The 18,689-nt window shown below is 49.9% G+C and carries 13 protein-coding genes; 8 read left to right on the top strand and 5 right to left on the bottom strand.

Annotation, left to right across the window (positions count from 1 at the left end; genetic code table 11):
• The first annotated feature begins 174 nt into the window (after positions 1-174).
• The 4 genes from ACJAZW_RS01425 to ACJAZW_RS01410 all read left to right on the top strand — a co-directional run bounded on the left by ACJAZW_RS01425 (position 175) and on the right by ACJAZW_RS01410 (position 4,600).
• Entirely contained in the window at positions 175-1,764 is a 1,590-nt protein-coding gene (locus ACJAZW_RS01425; protein ID WP_415155068.1) for a bifunctional metallophosphatase/5'-nucleotidase, read from the top strand.
• Between the two features lie 197 nt (positions 1,765-1,961).
• Entirely contained in the window at positions 1,962-2,987 is a 1,026-nt protein-coding gene (gene hemH, locus ACJAZW_RS01420; protein WP_415155067.1) for a ferrochelatase, read from the top strand.
• 200 nt (positions 2,988-3,187) lie between these two features.
• Positions 3,188-4,147, top strand: coding sequence for an SPFH domain-containing protein (locus ACJAZW_RS01415; protein WP_415155066.1), 960 nt, complete (start codon positions 3,188-3,190; stop codon positions 4,145-4,147).
• 3 nt (positions 4,148-4,150) lie between these two features.
• Positions 4,151-4,600 carry an NfeD family protein gene (locus ACJAZW_RS01410; RefSeq protein ID WP_415155065.1) on the top strand — a complete coding sequence of 150 codons (450 nt, stop codon included), beginning with the start codon at positions 4,151-4,153 and terminating at the stop codon, positions 4,598-4,600.
• Between the two features lie 48 nt (positions 4,601-4,648).
• On the opposite strand, the gene ACJAZW_RS01405 is transcribed toward ACJAZW_RS01410, so the two are convergent.
• Together ACJAZW_RS01405 and ACJAZW_RS01400 are read right to left on the bottom strand one after the other, a co-directional pair.
• Entirely contained in the window at positions 4,649-5,506 is an 858-nt protein-coding gene (locus tag ACJAZW_RS01405; protein ID WP_415155064.1) for a flagellar motor protein MotB, read from the bottom strand.
• Between the two features lie 38 nt (positions 5,507-5,544).
• Positions 5,545-6,312, bottom strand: a complete 768-nt coding sequence (locus tag ACJAZW_RS01400; RefSeq protein ID WP_415155063.1) for a motility protein A — start codon at positions 6,310-6,312, stop codon at positions 5,545-5,547.
• Positions 6,313-6,570: 258 nt separating this feature from the next.
• Here ACJAZW_RS01400 and ACJAZW_RS01395 point away from each other — a divergent pair, with 258 nt between their 5' ends.
• Entirely contained in the window at positions 6,571-7,755 is a 1,185-nt protein-coding gene (locus ACJAZW_RS01395; protein WP_415155062.1) for an outer membrane beta-barrel protein, read from the top strand.
• Here the strand turns inward: ACJAZW_RS01395 and galU are convergent.
• Positions 7,742-8,644 carry a UTP--glucose-1-phosphate uridylyltransferase GalU gene (gene galU, locus ACJAZW_RS01390; RefSeq protein ID WP_415155061.1) on the bottom strand — a complete coding sequence of 301 codons (903 nt, stop codon included), beginning with the start codon at positions 8,642-8,644 and terminating at the stop codon, positions 7,742-7,744. The two genes, ACJAZW_RS01395 and galU, sit on opposite strands and share 14 nt — an antisense overlap.
• Before the next feature lie 107 nt (positions 8,645-8,751).
• Here galU and galE point away from each other — a divergent pair, with 107 nt between their 5' ends.
• Genes galE through ACJAZW_RS01375 form a run of 3 tightly spaced genes read left to right on the top strand, consistent with a single transcriptional unit; the run spans position 8,752 to position 12,187 of the window.
• Positions 8,752-9,753 (top strand): UDP-glucose 4-epimerase GalE, encoded by a 1,002-nt coding sequence (gene galE / locus ACJAZW_RS01385; RefSeq protein WP_415155060.1) that lies wholly within the window; start codon positions 8,752-8,754, stop codon positions 9,751-9,753.
• A 39-nt stretch (positions 9,754-9,792) separates the two neighbouring features.
• The gene (locus ACJAZW_RS01380) at positions 9,793-11,004 is read left to right on the top strand and encodes a lytic murein transglycosylase (protein WP_415155059.1); all 1,212 of its coding nucleotides are present in this window, start codon (positions 9,793-9,795) and stop codon (positions 11,002-11,004) included.
• 1 nt (position 11,005) lies between these two features.
• Positions 11,006-12,187: a DUF459 domain-containing protein gene (locus tag ACJAZW_RS01375; protein ID WP_415155058.1), complete on the top strand. Its 1,182-nt coding sequence runs from the start codon at positions 11,006-11,008 to the stop codon at positions 12,185-12,187.
• A 68-nt stretch (positions 12,188-12,255) separates the two neighbouring features.
• Here ACJAZW_RS01375 and ACJAZW_RS01370 read toward each other — a convergent pair whose 3' ends face one another.
• Together ACJAZW_RS01370 and gltB are read right to left on the bottom strand one after the other, a co-directional pair.
• Positions 12,256-13,683: a glutamate synthase subunit beta gene (locus ACJAZW_RS01370; RefSeq protein WP_415155057.1), complete on the bottom strand. Its 1,428-nt coding sequence runs from the start codon at positions 13,681-13,683 to the stop codon at positions 12,256-12,258.
• Positions 13,684-13,695: 12 nt separating this feature from the next.
• Entirely contained in the window at positions 13,696-18,402 is a 4,707-nt protein-coding gene (gene gltB, locus ACJAZW_RS01365) for a glutamate synthase large subunit (RefSeq protein WP_415155056.1), read from the bottom strand.
• Between the last annotated feature and the right edge of the window lie 287 nt (positions 18,403-18,689).

Below are 18,689 nucleotides of genomic sequence, written 5' to 3'. Positions count from 1 at the left end.
GTCCAAATGGTCCAATTTGTGCTGGTCACTGTCCTTAATCTGTCATAAAGTCTGGTGCATGCCAGTGCTTGTGGGAGGAATGGCGCACAATAAAAACATCGCAAATTGTCAAAAATCTGCCATGTGGTGCGTCCTATAAGGGGCTGGTTTGAAATTATTTGGAGGCTCATAAAAATGAAGAAAATAGCACTTGCGCTTGCGCTTGGTACCATGATGGCCAGCGCTGCAGCGCCAGCATTTGCTGATTACACACTTAATATTTTGCACTTTAACGATATGCACTCTCGGTTTGAGCCGGTGAGTAAGTATGATTCAGATTGTAGCGCTGGCGACAACGCGGCTGGCAAGTGCTTTGGCGGTGCTGCGCGGCTGAAGACATTCATTGAAACGCGTCGCAGTGCTATTGAAGCCGCTGGTGGCAATGTGGTTACACTGGTTGGTGGTGACCAATTCCAAGGTTCTTTGTATTTTACAACTTACAAAGGTAAGTTGAACGCTGAAGTGCTGAACACCATGGGCATTGACGCGATGGCCGTCGGCAACCACGAATTTGATAACGGCCCTGCAGGATTGTCCAATTTTGCTGATTTGGTGAATTTTCCAGTGATGTTTGCCAATGGTGATCTTTCGGGCGAACCATTGCTCGACGGTAAAATCCCGCCCTACACAATTTTGGAAGTTGGCGGCGAAAAACTTGGCGTGATTGGGTTGTTGACCCCAGATACTGTTGATATTGCAAGCCCCGGCGATACCGTGAAAATCTTCACGGAAGATTATCAGCTGCCCGAATTGATTTCAAAATTGAATGGTGATGGTGTCAACAAGATTATCTTGTTGACACATATCGGAATCTCAAGCGATATCGAACTCGCAACTTCAATATCTGGCATAGATGTTATCGTTGGTGGTCACTCGCATACGCTCTTGGAAGACTATCCAACAGTTGTGGAAGGACCAGACGGCAACGAAGTGCAGATTGTTCAGGCCAATGCCTATACCAAATATGTCGGAGAATTGAGCGTCACATTCGATGATGAAGGCAACGTCAAAGATGCAGGCGGTCAAGCATGGTCGCTTGATGCTCGAGTAGCCGAAGATAAAGATATATTGGCGAAAATAGCAGAAGCTGCCGGGCCACTTGAAGAGCTTAAAAACACAATTGTTGGCGAAACAACTGGGGCGATTGAAGGCAATCGTTCATTCTGTCGCGCAGAAACTTGCGAAATGGGTGTGCTTGTAGCTGAAGCCATGTTGGACCGGGTGAAAAACCAGGGCGTTACCATTGCGATCCAGAATGGTGGTGGCTTGCGTGCATCAATTGATGCGGGGGAAATCACCATGGGTGAAGTTCTTACAGTGCTCCCGTTCCAAAACACTTTGGCAACTTTTGAGCTCAAAGGTTCCGATGTGATCGCTGCGCTGGAAAATGGTGTAAGCCAGGTCGAAACAGGTGCCGGTCGCTTCCCGCAGATTGCAGGATTGAAGTTCTCCTATAAGCCTTCTGCTGAGCCTGGTAGCCGCATTGTTTCGGTTGAAGTGCTCGGAGATGAGGGTACCTTTGGTGCGTTAGATCCAGCTGCGACCTATGGCGTTGTTTCTAACAACTATATGCGCAATGGTGGCGACGGATACAAAGTGTTCTCAACCAACGGCATGAAAGCCTATGACTTTGGGCCGAACCTTGAAGATGTGGTTGCAGATTATATTTCGGCTGGTGGCGCATATACACCAATGGTGGATGACCGGATCACAGCTGTCGAATAGTAAATCGAAAAGATTGTTGATGAGGGCGGCCCATGGGTCGCCCTTTTTCGTATTTGCTTTTGAGAATGTACTCACTATGTTAGCCGGCAAAGGTTAGGGGACCTATGCGACAATTCGAACGCTGCAAATTTCGGCGACGTTCTTTATGTTGAGGCGACCTTGGCCTACGCCAAACAAACGAACAATATCGAGGCCAAATGTCGTCGCTTCTGCCAAAAGATCACCCAGCCGCCCTGCCCAAAAAAGTAGGCGTATTGCTTTTGAATTTGGGAACGCCTGACGCTACTGACTATTGGTCCATGCGTCGCTACCTCAAAGAGTTCTTGTCCGATCAACGGGTCATCGAAATACCCAAGTGGAAATGGTGGCCGATCCTGAACGGGATTATTCTGACCGTGAGACCGAAGAGGTCAGGGGCTGCATATGACAAAATCTGGGATTATGAGAATGGGGATAGCCCGTTGCGGGTTATTTCAGAACGACAGGTCAGCGCATTGCGCTCCGCAATGTCAGAACATGATCAGGTGCTTGTCGACTACGCTATGCGTTATGGCAATCCATCGACTCAATCCAAGCTAGAAGCGTTACAGGCGCAGGGCTGTGATAAGATTTTGCTGGTGCCGCTTTACCCGCAATATTCAGCTGCAACGACAGCTACGGCCAACGACAAGGCGTTTGATACTTTAAAGAAAATGCGTTGGCAGCCGGCCGTGCGCACCGCACCAGCATATTTTGAGACTGATGCGTATGTGGGTGCAATCGCGCAGTCGATTGAAGATGGCTTAGCCAATTTGGATTTCGAGCCAGATCTGGTGATTACATCATATCACGGCGTACCAAAAAGCTATTTGCTGAAAGGCGATCCCTATCATTGCCAATGCATAAAATCGAGCAGGCTGGTGCGCGAAAAGCTGGGTTGGCCCGAAGACAAATTGATGGTGACGTTCCAGTCGCGGTTCGGCCCTGAAGAGTGGCTACAGCCTTACACCGACAAAACGCTGGCGGCATTGCCCGGCAAAGGGATCAAGAAAGTCGCTATACTCACGCCTGGATTCTCCGTGGATTGCCTTGAAACACTTGAAGAAATTGGCATGGAGGGGCGAGAACTATTCTTGGAAGCGGGCGGCGTACAGTTTGCCTATATTCCTTGCTTGAACGATAGCGATTTGGGCATGAAGGTGATTGAAGATGTGGTGCGACGCGAGCTATCCGGGTGGATTTGATCTTGCAAAGAATACATCACCTTGATTTGCAGAGCATAGCCTGACTCAAAATGATAATTGGTGATGCATGATCGCCTATTCAAAAGACGATATCTCAAAGTGCGCCCATCGTGATGTAAAACCTATGAAAATCATTGAATTTCTTGAGATTTGGGACCATTGTTCTTACATATTTGTAGATGGTTTTCTTGGAGGACATAATGGACGGGTTTTCAATATCGATAATCGTTGGGGCAGTGCTGGTTATTTTGGTGCTGGTTGCTGGCGTCAAAACAGTAACTCAAGGATACAATTTTACTGTTGAGCGATTTGGTCGCTATATGCGCACACTCAAGCCCGGTTTGAGCCTTATCATTCCGTTTGTTGACGGCATTGGCCGCAAGATCAATATGATGGAACAGGTGCTCGATGTGCCTCACCAAGAAGTCATTACCAGAGACAACGCCACTGTTACCGCAAATGGCGTGACGTTTTATCAAATTATGGATGCAGCTGCTGCTGCGTATGAGGTGACTAATCTTGAACATGCCATTTTGAACCTGACAATGACCAACATCCGTACCGTGATGGGGTCCATGGATTTGGATGAATTGCTTTCGAACCGGGATGGAATCAATCAACGGTTGCTGCAAGTTGTTGACGCTGCGGTGTCGCCATGGGGGGTGAAAATCACCCGCATTGAGATCAAGGATATTGATCCACCAAAAGATCTCGTTGCGTCGATGGCACGGCAAATGAAGGCGGAGCGCGAAAAACGGGCAACGATTTTGGAATCTGAGGGTAAGCGCCAAAGCGCTATTCTTGAAGCGGAAGGCGAGAAACAGGCGCAAGTGCTGGAAGCTGAAGGGCGTAAGGAAGCGGCTTTCAGGGATGCTGAGGCACGGGAGCGGTCAGCCGAGGCTGAAGCGAAAGCCACACAAATGGTGTCGGAGGCGATTGCCAATGGTGATGTGCAAGCGGTTAATTATTTTGTGGCCAACAATTATATCAAGGCACTTGAGAGCATTGCCAAGTCACCAAATCAAAAGGTGCTGATGATGCCGCTTGAAGCTGCTAGCGTCATCGGTGCTGTGGGCGGAATTGCTGAGATTGCCCGGGAAGCCTTTGGCGGTGACAAGCCGAAGCGTCAAACGGGCCGCGTTCCAAACTCGGAGGGCTAAGATATGGATATCATCGGGCTGATCGCAGAATATGGTGCTTGGTCATGGATTGTGGGCGGGTTCATTCTGTTGGCGATTGAATTGGTGGTGCCTGGTGGGGTGTTCGTCTGGTTCGGCCTGTCTGCCGTCTTGGTCGGCCTAGCAACCCTGGTACAGGCGTTAAACTGGCAAATGCAATGGGTGTTGTTCGCCGGTTTGTCAGTGGCCAGTGTTGCTATTTGGACAGTATATTTCAAAAGCCGCAAAGACGTTTCTGATCGACCGTTTCTTAATGCGCGGAATGAAAAGCTGGTGGGCCAGACATTTACACTTGATGAGCCCATCATAGATGGAAATGGCCGGTTGAAAATTGAAGACGGTGTTTGGCGGGTTACGGGGCCAGATTTGGCTCAAGGCGTAAAAGTTACCGTGACCTCAGTTGAAGCCACAGTATTGCATGTTGAAGCCGCTTAATTGAGCAAGGGCCTTTCCCTTACAGAATGCGCTATAGTGGCGCTTTCTTTAAGGTTTCAGTGCAACTGGCACGGGTGGCTTTTCCTGCATCACCAAAATTGAAATTCTGCGGTTGGCAGAAAGATATGGATCGTTGGGGAACAATGGGGCTGCATCGCCCTTGCCAACCACCGAAAAAATACGCTCAGAGGGCATGCCAAATTCTTCCATCAATCGCCGCACAACGTTTGCCCGGTCAGAAGAAAGTTCCCAAGCGCCATACGAAGCGGACTGATATGACGCGCCCGCTGCCGTGTGCCCTGTAATTCTGATTTGGTTGGGTAAACTCTTCAGGATTGGCGTCATGATGGCAATGGCTTGCCGTGTTGTTTCATACGGGTATTTCGACCCTTCAGGGAACATGGTGCGTCCCTCTTGGTCAACGATTTGGATGTGCAAACCTTCCTCGGTCTCTTCGATCAGCAGATTGTCTGCGACGAAGGTGATCTCGGGAAGTTCCTGCCAAGCTTGGCGTAATGTAGTGGTTGCTAAGGCGAACTCGCGCGGCGTTTCAACATCCGATTTTTCGATATCGTAGGTGTTGGCTTCCTGCCCCTGTTTTGAACGATTATCGTGCTGAATTTCGGCATATTCAGACTGGTTGGTCTCATCTTGATTAGAGACTGATTTTACAAAATCACGCTGGGGGTTTCCATCCCGCTCGATAATGCCGGCCCGCGCTTCAGTTTGGATAACGCCAAATGCATCTTTCATCGACCCGGCGACAACTTGAAGCTTTTGGTCGTCTTGGATGGAAAACGACACGATAAGAACGAAGAAAGCCACCAAAATAGACATGAGGTCTGAGAACGTGACGAGCCATTCAGGTATCTCGCTTCCGCCACCGCCTTTTTTCTTCTTTGCCATTTTGACTTCCGTTTACGAAAAATTGATATGAGTCGCGGCTACGCAGCGTCTTCCAAACTATCTCGTTGTTTCTCTGGCAGATATGCGGTGAGCATTTGGGTAATAAGTGCAGGGCTTTTGCCATCGCGAATCGACATAATGCCATCGATGATCAGAGTTTGGTTGATGTCTTCGAGTTCTAGTTTAGAGTTCAGTTTGTCTGAAAGGGGCAAACAAATCAGGTTGGCAAGCACCGCACCATACATTGTTGTCAAAAGCGCAACGGCCATGGCGGGACCAATCGCAGATGGATCGGACATGTTTGCCAACATTTGCACAAGGCCAACCAATGTCCCAATCATTCCAAAAGCAGGTGCGGCATCACCTAGGGATTTGAATACGCGTTGCCCCTCGGAAAGCCTGGTTAGAAACTGATCTCTTTCCAATTCCATTGTTTCACGAATAAACCCGGCATCGTAACCATCAGCAATATACTGAGAACCCTTTTTTAGGTTTGGTTCATCAAGTTCGACATTTTCAAGTCCTAGGGGGCCGTTTTTGCGCACGATGTCACCCATTTCAGCGATCTGTTGGATCAGCTCTTTTGGGTCGACTTTTTTGTGGGTGAATGCAACTTTTCCGCCGGTGGCGAACGCATTGAGTACACCGCCAATTGGAAACCGAATAAGCGTTGCAGCCGTTCCGCCGCCAACAACGATCGTGATGGACGGGTAATCGACAAATTGCGAAAATGACCCACCCATGAAAATCGCGATTGCAATGAAGGCAGCGCCAGCAATCATGCCGATAATGGTGGCAAAATCCATTAGACCCTACTCCTTACTGCAGCCCAAAATACAAAGGGCGCTAGGTCAATTCAATTGATGGCAGTTTACCTCGTTAAGGCTAATCAGCTGTTAATGACGGTTGCCTGCGAACTCAGAACTAATTGTGACGTGTTGAGGTGCAAGTCATTGAAAATCGACGGTTTTTCATAAAACACAGGTCGCAAAAATTATGACTTCATTAACCATAATCGATCAGGATGATACACAAGATTTTCCAACAAAGAGCGGTGAAAAATCGTGCCTATAATTTCAAAAGCCATTTTGCGGCGTACATATGTGATGAGTGCATTGTGTGCCGGGTTTTTGTATTCGTCGGCCACATACGCTCAAGAAATCTTTGGGGGTTGGGATGCTGAAAGTGCGATTAGTCTGCGCGGCGGCTTTGAAAATGTAGACGGCGCGAGCTCATATTTGTTGTCCATTGACCCAGAATTTAGTTTGCAGCGGCAAGAGGATGATTTGTTGGTGGGGTTAAGCGGCAATGCATCTGTGGACAAAATCGGCGCAGATCAATTCGCCGCTCGCTCACTCGTGTTGGAAAGCAATTTGGGTTTGAGGCTCAACCAGAATGCGCAGCTTGATTTTGGTTTGAACTATGGCGTCTCCCAGCCGCGTACGACCGATCCAGATTTGCCAGACGATGTGAAAGTCGGTGGCCATCAGCAACAATTCGGGATCACTGGTGGGTATACACAACAGTTTAGCAAAACAGCGGTGCAATTGCGCGGGGCTGTTGGGCGTTCGCAGAGCGCGGCTTCATTGTTGAATGACGACACCTATCAGTCGAACGCGGACCAAAACGCATGGAATTATGGGCTAGGTGCGCGGCTGAGCCGTGAGTTGACGCCAATTGTCAGTGCTTTTGTTGACGTTCAGCTGAGCCGCTCTCGATATGATACTGGCTCTGCAATTCTCGGCGCTTCGCGCAACAATTGGTCATATGAGGCGCAAATTGGTGCCACAGCTGATTTCGACGAGAGATTGCGCGGGGACATTTCTGTTGGCCAACTTCGGCAAACGTTTGACGACGCCAGCTTGGCAGCCGTGCAGACATTTACCTACAATGCAAATTTGGAATGGCAAGCGACGCAAACCGCGAGTGTAAATCTGAGTGTAAACACCAGCGTTAGCCCGACAAGTGTTGCGGGCGAAGCCATGCAGATCGTGAATGTGGGACGTGTCGCGTTCAATCAACAGGTCAATTCACGCGTGCAGTTTTCAGTGTTCGGTGAGTTGGAGCGTCAGCGCTATCAATCAAGTGCTGATCAGATTAGGACCAGCGGCGCCGGGTTTGGTTTGACCTACCAAGCCAACAAACAATTATCAGCATTTGCAAATTACAGTTTTGCGTTGCGACAAGAACCAACAACGGTTAGCCGCACGCACAAAATTGAGGCCGGGCTGCGCTTTAATCGCCAATAGAGAAGTTATCAAGCAACTCAGCAGAGACCGCGCGTAGCTCGTTTTTGAAATCGTCAGCAATGTCTTCGCGGTCCATGGCAAACACTACATTTGCTGTTAAAAATCCCACTTTGGATCCACAATCAAAGCTGTGTCCTTTATATTTTACACCCGTGAAGTTTTGCTCATTCATCAAGGTTACCATGGCATCTGTAATCTGGATTTCGCCACCTGCACCCTTTGATTGCTTGCTCAATAGGCCAAAAATTTCAGGCTGTAAAATATAACGCCCTGAAATAATCAGGTTCGATGGTGCTTGCTCAGTGTTTGGTTTTTCAACCATTTCAGAAATGGCAAAACCTTTATCTGGTCCTTCGCCGCGTCCAACAACACCGTAGGAGCTCACATCTGCGGGTTCTACCTCTTCAACAGCGATTACGTTGCCGCCACGTTCATTGTAGCTTTCCATCATTTGGCTCAAAACGCCCGGCTTTGAGCGCATCAACATGTCGGGCAACAAAAGGGCAAAAGGTTCGTTGCCAACAATGTCACGCGCGCACCATACCGCATGGCCAAGACCCAATGGCTCTTGCTGGCGGGTGAAGCTGGTTTGCCCAGGTTTTGGCAATCCCTCGCTCAACATTTCCAGCATATCGTATTTTTGGCGCTGATGTAGGGTAATCTCGAGCTCAACTTGACGATCAAAATGATCTTCGATTACGCCTTTGTTGCGGCCGGTCACAAATACAAAATGCTCAATGCCAGCTTCTCGTGCCTCGTCTACCGCATATTGAATAAGTGGTTTGTCGACCACTGGCAGCATTTCCTTGGGCATGGCTTTTGTTGCGGGCAAAAAACGGGTGCCAAGGCCGGCAACGGGAAAAACGGCTGTGCGAACTTTTTTGCTCATTGGGCTTTCCTTTTGCAGAATTTGATACACAACTAGTCATTGTGTAATGCAATCGCAACCCTTCAAGTGATAGACCAAAAGCGGTTAACAATGGTTGAGGACGTGCAATGAGCATATTGGTTACAGGCGGCGCAGGCTATATTGGTGGGCACACGGTTTTGCGGCTAGCTGATGCAGGTGAAAAAGTTACCGTCTTGGATAACCTGTCGACAGGCTTTCAGTGGGCGATTGACGATCGGGTTGATTTTGTCGAAGGTAATGCTGGCGATGTTGAAAATGTGACTGCGTTGCTGCAAGAGCGCGGCATCAAGTCGATTTTACATTTTGCCGGGTCAATTGTGGTCCCCGAATCGGTTGAAAATCCTCTCAAATATTATCAAAATAACACCGCAACCACGCGCAATCTGATTGAGGCGGCGGTGAATGCGGGTGTTAAGAACTTCATCTTTTCGTCAACTGCCGCCGTATATGGTATGGCCGGTTCTGAGCCGGTTGGTGAAGATAATCCATTGAGCCCGGAATCACCTTACGGTCGTTCTAAACTGATGAGCGAAATGATGTTGCAAGATGTGGCGTTTGCCCACGACATCAAGTATGGCGTTTTGCGATATTTTAACGTTGCGGGTGCTGATCCTCAGGGCCGTGCGGGACAGTCGACGCCGCTTGCGACACACTTGATCAAGGTGGCGTGCCAAACAGCGCTGGGTCAACGGGACAAAATGAAGATATTTGGCACAGACTATGACACGCCAGACGGCACTTGCCTTCGTGACTATATTCACGTGACTGATTTAGCGGAGGCGCACGCCTTGTTGCTTAACTATTTGCGGGACGGTGGGGACAGTACCACAATGAATTGTGGTTATGGCAAAGGTTATAGCGTCCGCGAGGTGGTGAATACGGTCAAGAAAGTGACGGGTATAGATTTTGTTGCTGAGGAAGCTGGTCGCCGCGCCGGAGATCCAGCTGCGATTGTTGCGCAAGCGGATCGCGCGCGCGCGGTGCTTGGTTGGGAGCCAAAGCATGACAATCTGCGTGGCATCGTTGAGCATGCTTTTGATTGGGAGAAATATCTCCTGACCCGCAATGACCGCCCTGAATTGGGCTAATTCAAATGCTAGATTTCTTCCCAACCTTCGGGAGGTAAAATGTTTCAAACGATCAGATTTGTGTTTGTTTTAAGTTTTGTGTTCATGGGACCTGCTCTTGGTGCACCCCAGCAAAGCTTTTCTGATTTTTTGATCCGTTTTGAGCAAAAGGCGATTGCTGCTGGTATTCCAAAGTCGGTCTATAAGGTCGCAACAAAGGATTTGCAGCCTGATCCATCGATAAAAGTTGCCGAGGGCAGTCAACCCGAATTTGAGCGACCAATCTGGGCCTATCTGGACCAACGGATTACAAGTGACCGAATAAATCGCGGGCGCGCGGCATTTAAGCGAAACGAAGCACTATTCCAGAACATAGGCAGCGCTTATGGGGTTGATCCTTATATGTTGGCCGCGATTTGGGGCGTGGAAACTGATTATGGCGCGGTTATGAATAATGATCGATATTTCAAGCCGGTGTTGCGATCATTGTTTAGTCTTGTCCATCAGCGGCGCGGTCGTGTGAAACTTGACGAAGCCGAACTGATTGCAGCTTTACGGATTTATGCTCAAGGTGAAGCGCCGCTGGGTGGGTTGAAGGGCTCGTGGGCTGGTGCACTTGGACATTTGCAAATTATGCCAAGTGCTTTTTTGACTCATGGAACAGATTTTGATGGGGATGGCCGTCGTGATCCGCATGGCTCACTTGGTGATGCACTAGCCTCGAGCGCAAAATGGCTTTTGGGCTTGGGTTATCAGGCCGGACGCGATTGGGGATATGAGGTGAATTTGCCGGGCGACTTCGACTATATGCTGGCGGGCAGAACAAAGTTTCAGCCTGTTTCGTTCTTTGAGCGCCGTGGTGTAACACGGGTGAAAAACCGCAAATTCATGGATGAGAATGAGCAAGTGTTCCTGTATGTGCCAGCGGGTGCATATGGTCCAAAATTCTTGATGACCAAGAATTATTTGGCACTAAAAGGCTATAATTTCGCTGATTCATATGCATTGGCAGTTGCGCATCTTACAGATCGGTTAAAGGGCGCGGGTTCATTTGTTGCCGACTGGCCACGCGACGTAAAATTCTTGAACCGTCAACAACGTATTGATTTGCAGCGCAAGCTCACCAAGCTTGGTTTTTATCGAGACAAAATCGATGGACGATTTGGCCCGATTAGCCAGGCGGCGTTGCGGCAATGGCAAAATGCGAATGGACATTTAGCAGATGGCTTTGCAACTTTTGATGTCTATAATATGATTTTGAAATCCAACTGATATGCGAAGATTTTCGATGCGTTCCTTGTTGCGGACTTTATTGCTGTTTGGGCTGATTGTGACGCCCTTGCTGTTGCCCATTTTGGGCAGCGCAGCTATTGCGCAAAATCGCATTGAGGTGGCGCAAGTTGAAGAGCCAAAAAAACGCTCACTATTCGACATTCTGTTCGGCCGCAACAAACCCGCAGCTAGCAAGGCGCCGGTCAAAACAACGCCAACAAAACGCAAAAGCTCGCCAAGCATAACCACCATTCCGACGATCAAGATGATTGAAAAGGAACCAGATGCGAAAGTGGTTTTGGTTGTTGGTGATAGTTTGGCAATTGATTTGGTTAAAGCGCTCGATCGGTTTTATGCCAAGGAGACGCAGCTGACATTTGTGAGCAAGGGGGTGGGTTCATCTGGATTTGTGCGTGATGACTATTTTGATTGGAACGCCGCGATTGATGAATATTTGGTGAGCGAACCTTTTGATCTGGTGGTGGTGGCTGTTGGCATCAATGACCGTCAAGACATTCGCGCATCTGACGGACGATATAAACCGCTAACGGATGGTTGGCGCACAGAATATGAACGCCGGTTGAATTTGTTTTTGCGTAAACTTTCCGAAGCTCAAAAACCCGTCATATGGATGGGTCTGCCACCGATGAGCAAAGCATCCTATTCCAAAGCGATGAGCCAAATATCTTCTTTGCATCGGTTAGCGGCATTTGCCAATGGCGCTGAGTATGTCGATATTTATGAGCGCTTTGTGGATGAAGACGGCAATTACAGCGATTATGGACCGGACTTGAATGGGCAGAAAGTTGTGATGCGCAAGAGTGACGGTATTCACTTATCCGCAGCGGGCAGCGACAAAGCATCGTTCTTTATCGATAAGGTAATCAAGCAATATTATCGCGGCGGTGAAATTAGTGTCGCCGTTGTTGACCCGTTAGATGGTACAGATGCGGCCAAGCTGTTGCGCCCGCCATTTCAAGGTATCGCACAAATTCGAAAGCTGGAATTGGCTGGCGCTGTGCGCGAAATTGGAGGCACTCCAAGCGTGACGGGGGAGTTGGTCTTGGCGATTAAGCAAGACAAACAAATGCTGCCGCTTGAACAGTTATTTATTGTGCCGCAGGGTCGTGCGGATGCGTTTGGGGTTGGCCTTGCGCCGGATGCTGAAACGACAGCAGAATAGATAAAGCCGACAGCAATGGGGTTACATTGGTGCCGGCTTTTGCCAAGTCAGTTGTGCTGATTGTGGGTTCAGCGCGGTAGACTTGATTTTCCCATGAGATCAAAATCGATTGAACGAGCTGCCTGACGGCCCTCACGGATTGCCCAAACAACCAATGATTGCCCGCGTCGCATGTCCCCGGCGGCGTAAACACCGTCGACGCTGGTTTTATATGACATGGTGTCTGCGAAAAGATTTTTGCGCGGATCAAGATCAGCGCCCAATTCAGCGAGCATGCCTTCGAAAATCGGGTGAGCAAAACCAATCGCCATTAAAACCAGATCAGCTTTAAGAATGAACTCACCATCCGCAACAGGCTTGCGGGTTTGGTCAACGCGCGAACATTTTACGCCGTTGACATGGCCCATTTTGTCGCTGATGATTTCCATTGTTGCCGATTGGAATTCGCGGTTCGCACCTTCAGCTTGCGAAGACGACGTGCGCATTTTAATGGCCCAGTTTGGCCACGAGGTCAGCTTGTCTTCTTTTTCGGGAGGTTGGGGGCGAATGTCGAGCTGGGTTACTGAAACCGCGCCTTGACGAAACGCGGTGCCAACGCAGTCAGATGCGGTGTCGCCGCCGCCAATCACCACAACCTTTTTGCCAGTTGCCAATATTGGATCGACATCATCGATATTTTCGCCACCATTGCGTTTGTTTTGTTGCACCAAATAGGGCATCGCATAATGAACGCCGATTAGATCTTCGCCTTCGCAGCCCGGATCACGCGGATGTTCTGACCCGCCGCACAGAAGAACCGCATCGTGGTTATTTTTTAGATTTTCTACAGTGCGCGTAACGCCGATATTTTCATTGTAGTGGAAGTTAACGCCCTCGGCTTCCATTTGTTCAACGCGGAAATCAATATGGCTTTTTTCCATTTTGAAATCAGGAATGCCATAACGCAAAAGGCCGCCAGCTTTGGCTTCTCGTTCAAACAAATGCACATCGTGACCGGCACGCGCGAGTTGTTGTGCTGCGGCTAGGCCAGCTGGGCCAGAGCCGACGATGGCAATTTTTTTACCGGTTTTCGTTTTCGCTGGTTGCGGCTTGATCCAGCCGTTTTTGATCGCACGGTCGGCAATTGTTTGCTCAACTGTTTTGATGGAGACGGGCTGGTCTTCCAAGTTCAGCGTGCATGCTTCCTCACATGGCGCCGGGCAGATGCGACCTGTAAATTCAGGAAAGTTGTTGGTTGAATGAAGGTTTTGCGCCGCGCGCTCCCAGTCCCTTTGATAAACCAGATCGTTCCAGTCAGGGATTTGGTTGTTGACCGGGCAACCTGTGTCGCCATGGCAATAGGGAATACCACAATCCATACAACGCGACGCCTGACGAACGATTTCGCCCTCTGTCAGGGGCACTGAAAATTCATTGTGATGGCGAATGCGGTCTGAAGCGGGTTCGTAACGCGCTTCTTGACGGTCGATTTCGAGAAAACCTGTATGCTTACCCATCTTGCTTTCCCTTTACGCTTTAGCCAAAGATTGCTGGCTTTTTTGCTGTTCCATCTCAAGGATGGCGCGGCGATATTCAACCGGCATAACTTTTACAAACTTGCCCCGGTAGGTTTCCCAATCGTCAAGAATGTCCTTGGCGCGGGTTGACCCGGTATAATGCAGATGGTTTGAGATCAGCTGATACAAACGCTCGTCATCGTGCTTGGTCATATCACCGGATATGTCCACGCGTCCGTGCCATTCGATGTCGCCGCCGTGGTGATGGTGCTCGCGCATCAATTCTTCTTCTTCGAGCACGGGTTCAATATCCACCATGGCCAAGTTACAGCGAGAGCGGAACGTTTGGTCTTGATCCAAAACATAGGCCACGCCGCCGGACATGCCTGCTGCAAAGTTACGGCCGGTTTCACCGATCACCACAACAATGCCGCCGGTCATATATTCGCAACCATGGTCGCCTGTGCCTTCAACAACAGCAACAGCGCCTGAATTGCGCACTGCAAAACGTTCACCGGCAACGCCACGGAAATAGCATTCGCCGGAGACAGCGCCATAAAGCACTGTGTTGCCCACGATGATTGCATTTTCAGGCACAATGTTTGTGTTTTCAGGCGGACGAACCACGATGCGGCCACCGGACAGCCCCTTGCCCACATAGTCGTTTGCTTCGCCGACTAGATCAAAGCTGATGCCATTCATCAAAAACGCGCCAAAGGCCTGGCCCGCAATGCCTTTAAGGTTCACAGCAATTGTGTCTTCGGGCAACCCTTCCAGACCGTATTTAGTGGCCACTGCCCCCGAGAGCATTGCGCCTGCTGAGCGGTTTTTGGAGCGAATGTTGATATCAAACTTCACCGCTTCGCCATTGTCCAAAGCTGGTTTTGCTTTTTCGATCATTGTGCGGTCAAGCACTTGCGTTAATTCATGATCTTGGAACTGAGAGTGATAATAAGTGTCGTCTCCCACAAGCTCGGGCTTGTGGAACAATTTGGTCACGTCGATGCCTTGCGCTTTCCAGTGGTTGTTTGTGCGTTTTTGGCCCAACAGGTCTGAGCGGCCCACAAGTTCATTGATTGTGCGTGCGCCCATTTCAGCCATTATCTGGCGCAACTCTTCGGCCACGTAGAAGAAGTAGTTGATCACGTGCTCGGGTGTGCCCTTAAAGCGTTTGCGCAGCACAGGGTCTTGGGTCGCAATACCCACCGGACAAGTGTTGAGGTGGCATTTGCGCATCATTAAGCAACCTGCAGCGATCAGCGGTGCTGTGGCAAAGCCAAACTCGTCTGCGCCAAGCAGCGCACCAACCAAAACATCTCTGCCCGTCTTGAAGCCCCCATCAACTTGCAGCACGACGCGCGAACGCAGGCGGTTCAATACAAGGGTCTGGTGTGTTTCGGCCAAACCGATTTCCCAGGGGGAACCAGCGTGCTTTAGCGACGTCAGCGGCGAAGCGCCCGTGCCGCCATCAAACCCTGAAATTGTAATGTGGTCAGCGTGGGCTTTGGCCACACCTGCTGCCACTGTGCCAACACCAAGTTCGGACACAAGTTTAACGGAAATGTCGGCTTTTTCATTGACGTTTTTCAAATCGTAGATCAGCTGCGCCAAATCTTCGATTGAATAAATGTCGTGGTGCGGTGGCGGTGAAATCAAACCAACACCGGGCGTGGAATGCCGTGTTTGTGCGATCACTGCATCCACCTTATGGCCCGGCAATTGCCCGCCTTCACCCGGTTTTGCACCTTGCGCGACTTTAATCTGGATCATATCAGCGTTGACCAGATAGTCTGTGGTCACGCCGAAACGGCCAGAGGCAACTTGCTTGATTGCTGAGCGCTCTGGGTTGGGCGTTCCATCTGGCATCGGGTTATAGCGGTCCGGCTGTTCGCCACCTTCGCCCGTGTTCGATTTGCCGCCAATTTGGTTCATGGCAACAGCCAACGTGGTGTGCGCTTCGCGGCTAATCGAGCCGAAAGACATAGCGCCCGTCGCAAAGCGTTTGATGATTTCAGTTGCTGGTTCAACTTTAGAAATATCAATTGGTTCGCCCAACGGTTTCACTTCAAACAATGAGCGAATGTTGAGCAATTGTTCGGACGCATCATTTATGGCTTTCGCGAATGCATCATATTTTTCTTGAGCGGAGGCCGGTGATTGTTCGGCTGTGCGCACGGCGTGTTGCAGATCGGCAATCGCATTTGGCGACCATGCATGGGCTTCGCCCCGCACGCGATATTGGTATTCGCCGCCAACGTCGAGTGAGTTCGCCAATGTTGCGTCGTCGCCAAACGCCATGTCGTGGCGGTCGACGGTTTCGCGGGCCACTTCATTTAGGCCCACGCCCTCAATTGAAGTGCCTGTGCCAAAGAAAAACTTTTCGACGAATTGGGTGGATAGGCCCACGGCGTCAAATATTTGCGCGCCGCAATAGGATTGGAAAGTTGAAATGCCCATTTTGGACATTACTTTCAACAGCCCTTTGCCAATTGATTTGATGTAGCGCTCAACACATTCAAGTTCGTCCACTTCTGGTGGGAACTGACCTTCGGCCTGCAATGCGGCGATGGTTTCAAAGGCGAGATAGGGGTTAATTGCTTCAGCGCCATACCCTGCAAGCACTGCAAAATGGTGCACTTCGCGTGCTTCACCAGTTTCGACCACCAACCCACATGATGTGCGCAAGCCCTTGCGGATCAAGTGGTGGTGCACGGCGGCGGTTGCCAATAGGGCCGGGATTGCAACGCGCTCGTTGGAGAGCAAGCGATCGGAAAGGACGATAATATTGAGGCCCAGAAGCACCGCACTTTCGGCCCGGTCGCAAATCGCTTCCAAAGCCACTTCCATCCAATTTGCGCCTTTTTCGGCGGCATAGGTGATGTCGATGGTTTCGGTGAGGAATTGGTTGTCACCAATATTGCCAATTGTGCGGATTTTTTCCACATCTTCGTTGGTCAGAATTGGTTGACGGACTTCGAGGCGTTTTTGTGTAGACAGGCCCTCAAGGTCAAACAAGTTCGGACGTGGGCCGATAAATGATATTAGGCTCATCACGCTTTCTTCGCGGATCGGATCGATCGGCGGGTTGGTGACCTGCGCAAAGTTTTGTTTGAAATAGCTATAGAGCAGTTTTGATTTGTCACTGAGCGCAGAAATTGGCGTATCAGTTCCCATGGACCCCACAGCCTCTTGGCCAGTGGTGGCCATTGGTGTCATCAAAAACTTGACGTCTTCGGTTGTGTAGCCAAAGGCCTGCTGGCGGTCCAAAAGGCTTTCAGAAGATTTCAATGGATGACGATCAACCGCTGGTACGTCTTCAAGCACGATCTGGGTGCGGCCGAGCCATTTTTGGTATGGGTTTTTCTGGGCGAGTTTTGATTTGATTTCGTCGTCAGAAATGATTTTGCCGGCTTCCAAGTCAACAAGCAGCATTTTGCCTGGCTGAAGGCGCCATTTTTCAACAATTTGATCTTCGGGGATATCCAGAACACCAGCTTCGGACGCTAAAATGATTTGTCCTGATTTGGTGACGCAATAGCGCGCTGGGCGTAAGCCGTTGCGATCAAGCGTTGCCGCGATGCGCCGACCATCGGTCATGGCCAACGCAGCTGGGCCATCCCATGGCTCCATAATGGCCGCGTGATATTCGTAGAACGCCTTACGCTCTTCGTTCATCAACGGATTGCCAGCCCAGGCCTGTGGCACCATCATCATGGCTGCATGAGGCAAGTCGTAACCGCCGCGCACAAGGAACTCGAGGGCATTGTCAAAGCAAGCGGTATCTGATTGACCTTCATATGAAATCGGCCAAATCTTGGTGATATCATCACCAAAAATGTCGGATGAAACAGAGGCCTGACGCGCCGCCATCCAGTTCACATTGCCACGAATGGTGTTGATTTCGCCATTGTGGGCCACAAACCGATAAGGGTGCGCTAGCTTCCATGATGGGAACGTGTTGGTTGAAAAGCGTTGGTGAACCAGTGCCAAGGCCGACGCGAAATCCTGATCGCCAAGATCTGGATAGAAAGGGCCAAGCTGGTTGGCGAGGAACATGCCCTTATAAACAATTGTGCGCGCCGACATGGAAACAACATAAAAGCCATTATCATTGTCGGCCTCAGGGAACGACTTATAGATGGTGTTTGACATCACTTTGCGCGCGATTAGCAGCTTTGTTTCGAAAGTGTCGACATCCATGCCTTCGGGACGCGCCAAGAACACCTGCTCTATTATCGGCTGTGTGCCAATTACGCCTTTAGAAAGGCACGAATTATCCGTCGGCACGACGCGAGTGCCAAGTACTGAAATGCCTTCGGCTGCAGCGCACTCAAGCAGCTTATTTGCGCATTTCTCTTTGAGGTCAACATTGTTTGGATAAAACAACATCGCTACCGCATATTCGCCTTGGGCGGGCAGTTCAAAGTTCACAGTTTTTGCGAAGAATGCGTGCGGGATTTGCACCAACATGCCTGCGCCATCACCCATCAACGGGTCAGCGCCAACCGCACCGCGGTGGGTGAGGTTGATCAAAATGTCTAGGCCATTTTGCACAATTTGATGGGTTTTTGTGTTGTCAATATTGGCGATAAAGCCAAGACCGCACGCGTCATGTTCATTGGCGGGGTCGTAAAGACCCTGTTTGGGAGGACGGCCATTGTAAGCAGAAGTAGCGGTCATTGACGTGCTCCTCATCAATGTTTCAATGCTGTTGGCCATAAAGCCTCCTTCAAAGTTTCGCCCAATGGCCCGGACGGGCAAGATTTGGGGTCAGGTCATTACGCTCGGGTCGTTCGTTGGAATACCACGAACGGCTCGTTGCGACGTTGCGCAAACAATTTTCAAAAGAACGGTCAATTTGACATGTTGCCGTTCAACTTACGAGCTTGGTTTTCCAAGCTCTACCCTAGCGCCTTACCAATGGCGAATGACACACGTTCAACACCACACCCTGATTATCACAAATCAGAGATGGGTGTCGCGTTGTCTTATAATGGACAATATTA

Origin of the sequence: Maritalea sp. (assembly GCF_047634455.1) — a bacterium.
Classification (GTDB): domain Bacteria; phylum Pseudomonadota; class Alphaproteobacteria; order Rhizobiales; family Devosiaceae; genus Maritalea.
This window is presented reverse-complemented; position numbering and strand designations above follow the sequence as displayed.